General features: G+C 35.6%; 14 protein-coding genes and 1 pseudogene. 1 reads left to right on the top strand and 14 read right to left on the bottom strand.

The annotated features are described in order from the left end of the window. Positions 1 to 194: 194 nt before the first annotated feature. The 5 genes from PT287_RS09520 to PT287_RS09500 all read right to left on the bottom strand — a co-directional run bounded on the left by PT287_RS09520 (position 195) and on the right by PT287_RS09500 (position 4,328). Entirely contained in the window at positions 195 to 533 is a 339-nt protein-coding gene (locus PT287_RS09520) for a YxeA family protein (RefSeq protein ID WP_277134510.1), read from the bottom strand. 103 nt (positions 534 to 636) lie between these two features. Beyond that, positions 637 to 1,308, bottom strand: a complete 672-nt coding sequence (locus tag PT287_RS09515) for an ATP-binding cassette domain-containing protein (protein ID WP_277134508.1) — start codon at positions 1,306 to 1,308, stop codon at positions 637 to 639. A gap of 10 nt (positions 1,309 to 1,318) precedes the next feature. Beyond that, positions 1,319 to 3,325, bottom strand: a complete 2,007-nt coding sequence (locus PT287_RS09510) for a hypothetical protein (protein WP_277134506.1) — start codon at positions 3,323 to 3,325, stop codon at positions 1,319 to 1,321. Between the two features lie 173 nt (positions 3,326 to 3,498). After that, positions 3,499 to 3,744, bottom strand: coding sequence for a hypothetical protein (locus tag PT287_RS09505; protein ID WP_277134505.1), 246 nt, complete (start codon positions 3,742 to 3,744; stop codon positions 3,499 to 3,501). Between the two features lie 41 nt (positions 3,745 to 3,785). Next, complete coding sequence (locus tag PT287_RS09500; protein WP_277134503.1) at positions 3,786 to 4,328, bottom strand: hypothetical protein; 543 nt, start codon at positions 4,326 to 4,328, stop codon at positions 3,786 to 3,788. A 279-nt stretch (positions 4,329 to 4,607) separates the two neighbouring features. On the opposite strand from PT287_RS09500, the gene PT287_RS09495 reads away from it, so the two are divergent. Further along, positions 4,608 to 5,453: a helix-turn-helix transcriptional regulator gene (locus PT287_RS09495; protein ID WP_277134502.1), complete on the top strand. Its 846-nt coding sequence runs from the start codon at positions 4,608 to 4,610 to the stop codon at positions 5,451 to 5,453. A 49-nt stretch (positions 5,454 to 5,502) separates the two neighbouring features. On the opposite strand, the gene PT287_RS09490 is transcribed toward PT287_RS09495, so the two are convergent. The 9 genes and pseudogenes from PT287_RS09490 to PT287_RS09450 form a co-directional block, all read right to left on the bottom strand. Next, positions 5,503 to 5,814, bottom strand: coding sequence for a hypothetical protein (locus PT287_RS09490; protein ID WP_277134500.1), 312 nt, complete (start codon positions 5,812 to 5,814; stop codon positions 5,503 to 5,505). 137 nt (positions 5,815 to 5,951) lie between these two features. Further along, positions 5,952 to 6,305: pseudogene (locus PT287_RS09485) on the bottom strand (type II toxin-antitoxin system YafQ family toxin). After that, positions 6,302 to 6,595 carry a type II toxin-antitoxin system Phd/YefM family antitoxin gene (locus tag PT287_RS09480; RefSeq protein ID WP_277134498.1) on the bottom strand — a complete coding sequence of 98 codons (294 nt, stop codon included), beginning with the start codon at positions 6,593 to 6,595 and terminating at the stop codon, positions 6,302 to 6,304. The pseudogene PT287_RS09485 and the gene PT287_RS09480 overlap by 4 nt, the downstream one beginning before the upstream one ends. Positions 6,596 to 6,707: 112 nt before the next feature. Beyond that, on the bottom strand, positions 6,708 to 7,634 hold the full coding sequence (locus tag PT287_RS09475) for a type II TA system antitoxin MqsA family protein (RefSeq protein WP_277134497.1): 927 nt from the start codon (positions 7,632 to 7,634) through the stop codon (positions 6,708 to 6,710). 20 nt (positions 7,635 to 7,654) lie between these two features. After that, the gene (locus tag PT287_RS09470; RefSeq protein ID WP_277134495.1) at positions 7,655 to 7,945 is read right to left on the bottom strand and encodes a type II toxin-antitoxin system MqsR family toxin; all 291 of its coding nucleotides are present in this window, start codon (positions 7,943 to 7,945) and stop codon (positions 7,655 to 7,657) included. 145 nt (positions 7,946 to 8,090) lie between these two features. After that, on the bottom strand, positions 8,091 to 8,846 hold the full coding sequence (gene tpiA / locus PT287_RS09465) for a triose-phosphate isomerase (protein ID WP_277134493.1): 756 nt from the start codon (positions 8,844 to 8,846) through the stop codon (positions 8,091 to 8,093). 20 nt (positions 8,847 to 8,866) lie between these two features. Further along, a complete protein-coding gene (locus PT287_RS09460) occupies positions 8,867 to 10,078 on the bottom strand; it encodes a phosphoglycerate kinase (RefSeq protein ID WP_277134491.1) in 1,212 nt (403 codons plus the stop codon). 105 nt (positions 10,079 to 10,183) lie between these two features. Next, on the bottom strand, positions 10,184 to 11,200 hold the full coding sequence (gene gap, locus PT287_RS09455; RefSeq protein ID WP_277134490.1) for a type I glyceraldehyde-3-phosphate dehydrogenase: 1,017 nt from the start codon (positions 11,198 to 11,200) through the stop codon (positions 10,184 to 10,186). Positions 11,201 to 11,263: 63 nt separating this feature from the next. Continuing rightward, positions 11,264 to 12,295 (bottom strand): sugar-binding domain-containing protein, encoded by a 1,032-nt coding sequence (locus PT287_RS09450; RefSeq protein WP_277134488.1) that lies wholly within the window; start codon positions 12,293 to 12,295, stop codon positions 11,264 to 11,266. Between the last annotated feature and the right edge of the window lie 71 nt (positions 12,296 to 12,366).

Here is a 12,366-nt window from a genome sequence, read left to right as displayed (position 1 = left end):
TTTGTTTTTGAGCATAAAAAATATCCTGTTAAAGAATACCATAAGGAAATTCATCAACAGGAAAAAGTGTACAGCCAATTTTATAAAGAAATTGCTGCAGCAAATGCCAAAGTTGAAGCGGATATAGCTAGAAGAAAAGCAGATAGCGACAAAAATATTAAATAAAGCTGTTAGAGTCAATCACTCTAACAGCTTTATTTTTTTACAATTGGCATTTTACTTTTTGAAATGTAATCAATATGTTTTACAAATTGTCCCTTATGTTTAATAACAACATATTGCTGATTAGGATCATAGCCGCCAAATTCCTCAAGCTTGTAAGGCAGCTTGTTGCCGCTTTTATCAACAGCTTGAATATTATAATAATCCTGCGTACCTTTAGGTACCTTGGCATAGTCGGTTTGCATTGTAATAAACGGATTAAAGTAATCCTTAACCTCATCGACAAGCGGAATATGAATCATCGACAAAAGTGCAACTAGCGCTATCATTACAACTACACTATTTAAGAAAAAATTTTCAATATGCTTCATTTTGATCTCCGTTATCAATTCAAGTGTTCTATATTAATAATACAGTATTAAGCATAATCAAAATAACATGTTCACACTATATTGTCAATACCTTGCAGAATTTTTAACAAGAAGATACGTTATTATTTTCTCTTAACTGAATTTGCTTATTTTCAATTGTAATTACATAATCACATTGCTGCCAGACTTCTTGGGCATGGGTTGCAATAATGACAGTTGCATCCGAGCCAAAGTCATTGAGTAAAGAATGCAAAACCACTTTGCCATTTTCCGCATCAAGGGACCCAGTGGGTTCATCCGCAAAAATCACCTGTGGCTTTTTTAGAATTATTCGGGCTAACGCTATCCGCTGCTGCTCTCCCCCACTTAAAGTATAAATTTTTTGTTTTGAATCCAAATAATCTAACCCTAAATGACTCAAAACAGCTTTCATTTTGGCTTCTTTTTCAGCTCGCGATAACTTTTGATTAGCAAAGCCCAAGTCTAAGTTTTGCTTAACTGTTTCAGTATCAATCAAGCCAAAATTCTGAAAAATAAAGCCACAATAGTCCCGATATAGTTTCTTTTGATTCTTGGCATTTACCGTAATATCGTCAATCATGACCTTGCCAGAAGTCGGTGCTTCTAGGCCACTTAAAATATTCAAAAATGTTGTCTTGCCCGCACCGCTCTTGCCAACAATGGCATAACTTTTACCAGTTGCTAAACTACAATTAATATCGTCAAAAATGGTCTTTTGTTTAAATTTCTTCGAAAGCTTTTCTACTTTAATCATCTTTTAGCTCCTAGTTTCCGTGATTAAGTGTTACTAATAAATTATGTTCTGCGTGCCAGCAAGTTAGCCAAATTATCAATCCTTCTAATAGTAAATACCCGCTGGCAAACATCAGTAAATTAATAGCATTTAATTTAAATAAAACCAGCATAATCACAAGGACATCCATCCCCAGATTAGCAAGTAAAAATAGTCCGGTTAGTTTAATGTTAGATTTACCAAACACTTTAGTAACGGCCATTTTATGGCGCTCATTTTGTAAAAAGGTGGAGGTCACAAATAAAATAATAAAAATCATCTGCAATAATGACAAAACAGTTGTCACTGTTAGCATTAAAAGTTCTCTACTAGCTTGCATGTTATAATCTGACAATTGTGAACGCTCACTGATTATTCCTACTAAGTAAGGAGTTAATTTAAACCGCTGTATTAATTTTCTAAGTTGCCGAAGATGTGGAAACTGAACCATCGTTCGAGTACTTGCCGCTGTATAATAATCATCTGAAAATACTTTCTTATTAATCACAATAATAATCGGATTGACAGATACAGAAGACGTAATTTCATCACCCACCGTATAGTTAAACAGTTTTTGTCCGCTAGCAATCGCCTTTACTTCAATTTCAGGAAAGCGCTTCTGTTGATAATAATTAGGCAGCTTACGTTGAAACTTAATAAGTTCAATCAGTTGTTTTTTAGCCCGCGACGCTTGATCTAGGCGATTATGAGGTACAAGCATTGTGATTTTTTTAGTGTCAATTTTTAACCCTTGCGGACGAAGATTACTTTGCTTGATAAAATTATCATTTGCAATGATTACATTACCATTTTCTGGATCAGTAGAACGAGGTGCTGGATGAAACATCTCAGAATTATCAGAGATAATTACATCTCTTGCTTGAACGATCAATTGATGACCTGATCGTTCAACCGACTTATTTTCCTCACGATTTTGATCGTTCCAGTTAAGCCCAAGAGAATACATCTCTTTGTTAGCTTGCCACTTCTCAATAATCTTTGTATCGCGCGCATAGGTTTGAAGATGATTATTAAGTGTTACCGAATTTACTACCACTAAAGCTAGCAAAATCAGTTTCAAAAGATAACCAATAACCACAAATGAGTGCGACTTTTCGGAACCCTTAATCGCTTGATATGGTTCTAGCAAGACCAATACGCCATAAGATAAAATATCTAATATGAAAAATCCAAGATAGATTATTAAGATTATCCCGACAGCATAACGCAGGAACAGCAAGCAGCCCGCATAGGTCAATTCATGCAGTACCCAAATAACGATTGCGCCAATGATTAAAAGTAGACTGATACCTAATAATTTTGCTTGGGCATTAAAGTCACGCTTAATCATTTGCCAATTACTGAGACCATTAATCTTCATTGCCGCATAAGCTTTAAAGCGGTAAATCTTTTCTAGCAACATAATAATAAATAAGATACCGATTACACTAGCAAAAATTACTATTAGCGACTCCGAAATATTAGATAGTACCACCATCAATAATGTTTTAACTGACAATGAATTATCACTAACTTGGATTATTAATCCTTGCGCCCTCAGATAACCAGTTAGAGCTGCTAAAGAATCACCGTGTGCATTAGTACAATAAATACCAAAAATATCTTCTAAGTTAAGTTCTTTTTTAGTTAATTGCTTAACACGCGCATTGCGATAGAGCGAAAAGTCGTTCTGTTTCTTATTAAAATTATAGATTACCTTGCTTTTCTGATTGTTAAAACTATTAACACGTAACTTCTTAAGTGAAATATTTTTAGATTTGACAAATTTGGTTAATTTGTCGAAAAAGACAGCCTTGGTACCATTCTTATTTGTATTGTTAAGTTCGTAGTGTTTCTTTACAGGCTTAACACCAACTTCAATAATTGTCGGATTATTCGGTAAGGATTCATTATCATACGACTGCAGCGTTTCTGATAACATTGCAACGATCGTCACTGCAATTATTGCACAAAGAAAGATTTTGATTTTTCTCAGCATGTAGTTCTCCATATATTGAAGATATAAATAATATAAAAATTAGTTAATTAACCTAATATATACCATAATACTAATAAAATATAAAGCGATTTTAATAAATACTAACAATATCAAAAAGTAGATAGAAGCAATCTATACTTCTATCTACTATGTTAAAAATTATGAATAAATATTTATTGAATAAACTTAAGATACAAATGATCAGCAATTTTTAAAAGCAACACATAGCCAATACCACCCATTACAGCAAACAAAGCATTTTCCAGTAATCCAGTTATTTGACTACCCCAAGCCTGACAAATTGCTGTAATTATTCCAAAATAGATAAAAGTAAAAATGAAATTCCATCTTTTCTGTTTTTTGGACTTTTCAAGATATTTTAGCCTATTTTTTGCAATATAATTTCTAATAGTATTCATTTGAATCATTCCATTCTATCTGTTATTCACAAATAATCTATTTATTGGTAACCCCAGCTAACGTAACTACCTCTATTACTAAAGCTGACATAAACTCCTCGTTTTGATGCCTTACTTGCAGAACCTTTTATTACTGATTTTACAATTCGAGTAATAGCAGTTGCTCCTAATCCTTCAAGGCCTACTGAAGACAATAATGATCCAACAACAGAACTGGCTGCTGTAGCACCGCCCCAAACCAAGATTTTTACTATTGCACTATTTAAATAAATAGTAAAGCCATGTTTATGGGTTTTAATATATGTTCCACCATGACGCATAAGATCTTGAGCTAAGGCTTCTTGATACCCTTTTTCACCTAGAATACCCTTAACATCTACACCTTGAGCTTCAAGTGACTTAAACATTTCTCTGTTAGAAATAGTTTTAGTTACATCTTGTTTAACAGTATTACTACTTGAAACAACCGATTGTTGATTATCCATTTCTGCAGCAAAGGTTGTACTTGCAGGTAAAATTGTACTTCCCATAATTAAACAAGCTGACAAAGCTGTTACAACCTTTGCAGTATTTAGTTTCTTCATAATAAATTTCTCCTTTACAAAAAACTATTCATTACTAACTTAATTTACGAAAAAGTAAAAAAACAAATCTAAATAATTGATCCATAACTTCTCCTTTCTTTTAATAAAACTTATAGACATTAAATAAAGCGCTTTTATTTATGCTTCATATTTAGATTATCATTTTTAATTCGTTAAAAGTGTGCAAATTTTGAACATTATGTATGTAAATTATAAATTGAATCGCAAATTTATTTATGCAATAATAAAAATAAATAGCATATGTGGAAGGAAATATTTATGAAAACATTTGGTACTACTGTTAAGAAATTACGTAAATCGCGCTCAATTAGTCAAGAAACACTTGCTAAAGGATTATTTGATCGTAGTACATTATCTAAAATTGAAGCTGGAACTGTATCTCCTTCAAGAGAAAATGCCAATGAAATGATTGCTCGCTTGAACGTTAGCCTAGCTGAATTTGAATACATTATGCACGACTATCAACCTACAGCCAAACAACATATTCTATATCAACTTTTAAGTTTAGAAAGTAGTATGGATACCGATAAGATTGAGCAGCTTTTAAATGAATGTTTAACAGTCAAAAGTGATGGTGATATTGAGCGTATCATTAGAATCCTACGTGCGAGTCTTTTATTAAATAAACCTCATGGCTTGTCTAAAACTAAAAAATTGGTTCAACCTATTTGGAATAATTACTTATCTAAGATTAAAATTTTGACAATTACTGACATTTACCTATTAAACATGATTTCTTATGCTTTTGACTATCAAACTAATATGGATATTATTAGTAAAATTATTAATATAATTGATAATTACTATCCTTTTTTAAAGTCAATAAAATGTACTGTCCTAATTAATCAAGCTAATTTTCAAGTTGATCAGCAAAAAATTTTTCTTGCACAAGAAGCTCTAAAACAAGCAATCACCATTGCACAAGAGCTTGGTCAATATGATAAATTAATTATCTGTAAAGCTGAATTGGCACTTTGCAAACGAGATTATCGGACTACTCGATACTTTGCTGACTTACTTGAAGAAATTGGCGCTGACTATTTTGCCCAAGGGATCCGTGACGAAATTGAAGAATTTAAAGCTCATAATTCTAATATAAACTAAAAAAGTCAACTACTGTCTCAACAACAGCAGTTGACTTTTTTACATCTTATTATTTTGTAAAAATCATATTACCCGAAAGCCAAATTATCCCAACAAACAGAATAATACAAATGACTATGGCTAACACTACACCTAATAGTAGGCTGATAATAAAAGTAATGTGGTGCTTCTGAAAAAAGGTAGTAAACAAATCCATCAAGCTCAATAAGAGCAATACTAAAACGTCAGCACCTAAATCGAGCTTTTTGAAAATTGCTAAAACTAAAATTATTACTAGTTCACCTAGCGCAATCAACCAACCAATCTTATAGGCGCGCTCTGTCAATAATTGTTCTCTAATTGTGGTCTTGCCTTTTTCCATTATTGCAAACTTCCAACTAATTTAATTTACTACCATTTTACTAATTATATTAACACATTTTTTAGTTGCATTGACTTACCTGAATAAATTTAACTAAAGCTAAAAACCAGCCACTGCTACTAGAGCAGTGACTGGTTTTAGTTATTTTTACGATATTTTTTAGAAGACTTATTACCACCAAAAAGAGTACTATGAGAGCCAATATTAATTGCAACGATTGTTAACTTATTCTCATCAATTCGGTACACGACAACTACATCATTACTTTCGGAAGGTAAATTACCCTTAGGCGTATCACGAACATGAAAATCACGATAGCCTTCTAACTGTCTCGATAACGGATGATCATCAAATTCATCAGGTAGCTGATGATCTTCGCGTAATATTTCTATGGCAGCCATTACTTCATCAACAATTTAAGAATCTAGCATGGCTAACCTTTTTAAATTAATTCTAAAACTGTTCGTATAGTGAAACGCCAACTTTTTCATTTTTTAAATTGATTCCAAAATTCATTCCAATTATTATCATTGACTTCGGGAGATTCTGGCAACACACCCATCTGAATTAACTTATCTTCCGCAATCCCCTTATCAATCGAGCCTTCTGGAGCTTTAGTATATTGTTCCATTAATTCCAGCTCTGCCATCTTTTCCGCAGAAATCACCACAGCCGCTTTATTCTTAGGTCTTGTAATATAAATCACTTCGTCATGATCGTTCACTTGATCTAAACAAGCTTTAATATTGTTTCTAAAATAAGTTTGATTTAGAGTTTCCATAAAATCACCTCATCTTCATTTTTAAATATTGTACACTTTTTTGTACAGTTAAATAATTAAAGTCAAACAAAAAGCCCAGCCCCTGCACATGCAGAAGCTGGGTTTTAGGGCTTTACCATTCAATTCCACGACTAAATGTTTCTATAATCGAATTAGGATTAATAATCTTACCTTTTTCAGTTAATGACCATGGCGAACCTAGTTGATGTGTTATCTTGCTTAGACTATAAGCTGTTTGATTGCCATAATCTTGCAAAATCTCATTTAATATACCAGTAATTTCAGCATCCTTAGCAATTTCAGAAAAATCAGCAAATGCCTTATCATTGAGGCCATTCGCAATTAAATCTTTTTGCCCATTAAATTTTTCATGAACTTCTTTAACTACCGGACCATAAGCTAATGCCAAAATTGGTGACAAAAACAAATTTGATGCAGAACGAGCACCATAACGTCCGTACGCAAAATACAATAATTTTAATACTTTCATTTGTGTTAAATGCTCAACATTCTCATCTGCCTGTGCAGCAAAATAATTTGTAACACGATACCAATTAGTAAGTTGAACTGAATTAAATTTAGGTTTTACACTTGTATTAGTAATTAATTCTTCTTTAGATTGCAAATAATTATTTGTCTTTTTAATAATTACGTCAGAAAGCGTTCGCTTATTTTGCTGAACTAATTCTTCTAGTAAGTTATCATCAGAAAACAACAGCTTTAACAACTTATTATTTGCTTTGGTTGGGAAAGCTCCTGTTTCATATAGTGCAACTGTATTAGGACTTAATCCTGTCAACTTGGCAAATTCTCTTTGTGAAAGGCCAATCTTTGCGCGATATTTTTTTATATCTTGCGGAGATATCAAGCCGAATTCTTCACGATACAGCGAATTGGCAATTTCAACGGCTTGATCATCTAACTTAGTATCAGAAACTACTTCATTTGTTTCTTGATCGAATTTAGCTGGCGAAGTAACCTCATATTCGTGACTATGAATAATAAACGTATTTGTATAATCTTTAATATATGTATTCATTATTTCATACCTCCTAATCGCTAATTTGAAAGGTGAAAACTAATAAATTTTACTCTTTGATTATTTTCAACAAATTTAAATTTCAAATAATAGACTTCACCATATTCCGTTTGAAATATCCAAAGATATTCACCAATACGATCTCTATCTTCTTCAAAACTACGAAAATCTTCTATACTAAGCTGCTTAACAATTTCCTTAGCTAAAGCAGAGGTTACAGCTTGAGCCCTTCTTGCTCGCCTATTTAGCAAACAAAATTGATCTTTTGCAACCAAATATTTTAAACGAGCAAGAACCTCTATTAAGTTCAAATTTCGTAACCTCCAAAAATTTAATATAGTATAACTATAAATTATTTTTTTAGCTGTTGCTACTATTTAGTAGCAAAATTTGCTTATCAAAAACCCAGCTTCTGCATGTGCAGTGGCTGGGTTTTTTAAATATTATAATCAATAATTAGTCTTGGTAATTAACCAAAGCCAAGAATGAGTCTGGCTTAAGGCTGGCACCGCCAACTAAACCACCATCAATATCAGGCTTAGCCATTAATTCCTTAACGTTACCAGGGTTAACAGAACCACCATATTGGATGCGAACATTGGCGGCAGTTTCTTCATTATATAAGTTCTTAACTGTATCGCGAATCGTCTTGCACATTTCTTCGGCTTGGTCTGAACTAGCAGTCTTACCAGTTCCAATTGCCCAGATTGGTTCATAAGCAATTACTAAACTAGCAACTTGTTCAGCAGATAAGTCCTTTAAGGCAGCTTCGATTTGACCAACAACCCATTCTTCTTGTTGATTGGCTTCACGTCTTTGAAGTGATTCACCACAGCAAATGATTGGGGTAATACCATTAGCAAACAAAGCCTTAGCCTTCTTGTTAATGTCTTCGTCAGTTTCATGGAAGTAACCGCGGCGTTCTGAGTGACCGATAATGCAGTAGTCCATGCCCATTTCTTTCAAAACTTTAGGTGAAGTTTCGCCAGTGAATGCACCTTCGTCTTCAAAGTAAGCATTTTCTGCACCGACTTTTAATTCCGAACCCTTAGCAGCTTTTCTTAAAGCATCAAGGTCAACAGCTGGAGCACAGATTAATGCTTCAACTTTAGTAGATTCTGGCAACTTGCCTTTAACTGCATCAACAAATTCAGTTGTTTGTTCTGGATTCATGTGCAACTTCCAGTTACCAGCAATAATTGGTGTACGCATAATAACGTCCTTTCCTAAATTTACTTGTCTGAAATGCAGGCAATTCCTGGTAATTCCTTACCTTCGAGGTATTGCAAACTTGCGCCACCACCAGTTGAGATATGGGTAATCTTAGGTGCAATCCCTAATTGCTTAGCAGCGGCAGTTGAGTCACCACCACCAATGATGGTTGTGGCATCTTTAAGATCTGCCAAAGCCTTACCAACTTCCAAAGTACCTTTAGCAAAGTTGGACATTTCAAAGGCACCCATTGGTCCGTTCCAAACAACAGTCTTAGCATCCTTCAAGATTTCCTTGAACTTGTCAACAGTCTTAGGACCGATGTCAAGCCCCATCATGTTGTCAGGAATATCGTCACCAACAACTTCACGAGAAGCATCGTTAGAAAATTCGGTTGCAGCCAAGTTATCTACTGGTAAAACAATCTTGCCATCAGCATCTTTAAGCAATTGCTTAGCTAATTCAACCTTATCTGGCTCAAATAACGACTTACCAATATCGTGACCTTGGGCAGCTAAGAAGGTATAAGCCATTCCACCACCGATTAAGATATGGTCTGACTTAGGAATTAAGTTAGTAATTACGTCAATCTTGTCTGAAACCTTGGCACCACCCAAAATAGTTACAAATGGGTGAACTGGGTTAGCAACAGCATCGCCTAAGAACTTGATTTCCTTTTCCATCAAGTAACCAGCAGCAACTGGCTTACCGGCCTTCTTCATTGCTTCAGCAATTCCGACGTTGGAAGCATGGCTTCTGTGCGCGGTACCAAAGGCATCGTTAACGTACATGTCACCAAGACTTGCCCAGTATTCACCCAGCTTAGGATCATTCTTAGATTCACGCTTGCCAAAGTCATTGTCAATATCTTGGAAACGAGTGTTTTCAAGCACATCAACATCGCCATCATTCATCTTGCTGATTGCATCTTCAACTTCTTGACCTTCATTTGCAGGTACAAAAGTTACAGGCTTCTTCAAGAGTTCGCTCAAGCGTTCAGCAACTGGTTTAAGTGACAATTCTTTTTTATCATCGTCAGACTTAACGCGGCCCAAGTGACTAAGCAAGATTGCCTTACCGCCATTTTCAATAATGTATTTGATTGTTGGCAATGCGGCAACAATTCTGTTGTCATCACCAATCACGCCATCTTTAATTGGGACGTTAAAGTCAACACGGACTAAAACTTTTTTACCCTTAACATCTAAATCTGAAATAATTAATTTAGCCATCTATATCCTCCGATAACTCAATTATTTTTCTTTCAAAAAAAGGCGGAAGGAAGAATCTCCCTCCGCCTTCTCTTTTTACTATCAGCAGTAATCAAAAATTAATGATTAAAGAGTAGCAAATTTCAACAAAGTACGAATCATTTGGCAAGTGAATGAGTATTCATTGTCATACCATGAAACAGTCTTAACTAATTGGTTGTCACCTGCAGTAGTTACCATAGTTTGAGTTGGGTCATAAATGGCACCAGCAGTCATACCAATAACATCGCTTGAAACGATTTCGTCATCATTGTATGCAAATGAAGGACTTTCGTACTTCTTAACTGCTGCGTTAACTTCGTCAGCAGTAACCTTCTTGTCAAGGATTGAAACTAATTCAGTCAATGAACCATCAACAACTGGAACACGTTGTGCGTGACCGTTAACTTTACCGTTCAATTCTGGAACAACAAGACCAATAGCCTTAGCAGCACCAGTTGAGTGAGGAATAATGTTAGCTGCAGCAGCACGAGCAGCACGTAAGTTACCACCACGAACAGGTCCATCCAAGATCATTTGGGTTGAAGTGTAAGCGTGAATAGTAGTCATAGTAGCTACCTTGATGCCAAATTCTTTTTGTAAAGCATCAACCATTGGAGCCAATGAGTTAGTAGTACATGAACCAGCTGAAACGATCTTGTCGTTTGCATCCAAAGTGTCATCGTTTACTGAGTAAACAATAGTCTTCAAGTCGTTGCCGGCAGGAGCTGAAATCAAGACTCTCTTGGCACCAGCGTCAAGGTGAGCTTGTGACTTAGCCTTGCTAGTGTAGAAACCAGTACATTCAAGAACAAAGTCAACACCGTCATTCTTAACCCAAGGAATGTTTTGTGCTTGTGGTTCAGCGTATACGCGGTATTTTTTACCATCAACAACGATTGAGTCTTCAGTTGCTGAAACTTCGTGGTTGAAAGTACCATGAGTTGAGTCATACTTCAACAAGTGTGCCAAAAGTGCAGGAGTAGTCAAGTCGTTAATAGCAACAACTTCAATATCCTTTGACTTTTCGCCCAAATCCATGATCCGACGGAATGCTAAACGACCGATACGGCCAAAGCCGTTAATACCAATTTTAACTGTCATATTCTAAAGTCCTCCTTAAGAACTATGTAAGAATTGTAAACACCAATTTATTTTAAATGAGACTTAAATCCCCTTTAAAATCTTATCTGAGGCTCCTTCATCAGTAATTAACCAGGTTTGATGAGGAGCATTAGGCATATAAGCCTTGATTGCTTGAGCCTTATGGCTACCGCAAGCAAAGGCAAATATGTGCGGGATTTTATTTAGATTCTCGAACTGCAAGCCAACCTGTTGCACGCGATCGACAATCTTTCCTCGGCCATCGAAGAAACACCCGAAACATTCGGTGACCACCTTTTTCTCGCGCAATTCGGATAAACGAATCGAATCGTATCCTCTGCGCCGAGCCATGTCATGAGCTAAGCCAATGCCATGAATGACGACATCGCTTTTGGCAATGTCTTCTAAAACATCCGCAAAAGTCGACTCTCTAATGAGTGACTTATAAGCTTGAGTCGAAATTTGTTCAGGTAAGTATAAAGTCTTATATTTACCACCAGTTTTGACGGCCATTTCTTGAACAATAGTGTTACTTTGAATAGCAACATTCTCGCCCAAGGCACCGCGCCCTGGAACAAATTCCAACTGCCGATTATCGCTCAGGTTCTTGGACAAGTACTTCGCAGACTTTGCAAGAGCAACACCACCTAAAACAGTAATGATTGACTTACCCAGCGGCAAAAGCAGATTTAAAGCTGAACTAAGTTCTTCACCCATGCGCTCATAAACTCGTTCCTGCAAGTCGCTATCGCCCGGAACAATAACTGTCCGTTCAATCCCTAACTTGTGCGCTAACTCAATCTCTGTCTTGCGGGCATTGAAATACCGATCAATCAAGGGGGCTGCATCCTGCAAGGTCTTCTTGCCTTTTTCCGTCATAAACATGCCGAAACTCTTGATTTCAATTAAACCAAGATCACGAAGATACTCCGTTTCTGTTCGCACGTTTCTTTCGGAAAGTCCTAAAGCTTGTGCTACGCTTCTGCGACCAATCGGTGCATTAAGCGAAATCTGCTCAAGGACAAGATACCTCTGTCGAAATACTTTTAAAATATCAGGAACAAGAGCTTCAAGCACTGGAAATTCCGAGTACATTGCCTTCGCTCCTTCCTGCCGGGACAATTATGACCCAATATGTGTCACTTACTGTCCCAGATTGCTTAAAA

This window comes from Lactobacillus sp. ESL0679 (genome assembly GCF_029433515.1).
In the GTDB taxonomy this organism is placed as follows: Bacteria; Bacillota; Bacilli; order Lactobacillales; family Lactobacillaceae; genus Lactobacillus.
The sequence above is the reverse complement of the archived record's forward strand: the minus strand, read 5'-3'. Positions and strand labels throughout refer to the sequence as shown.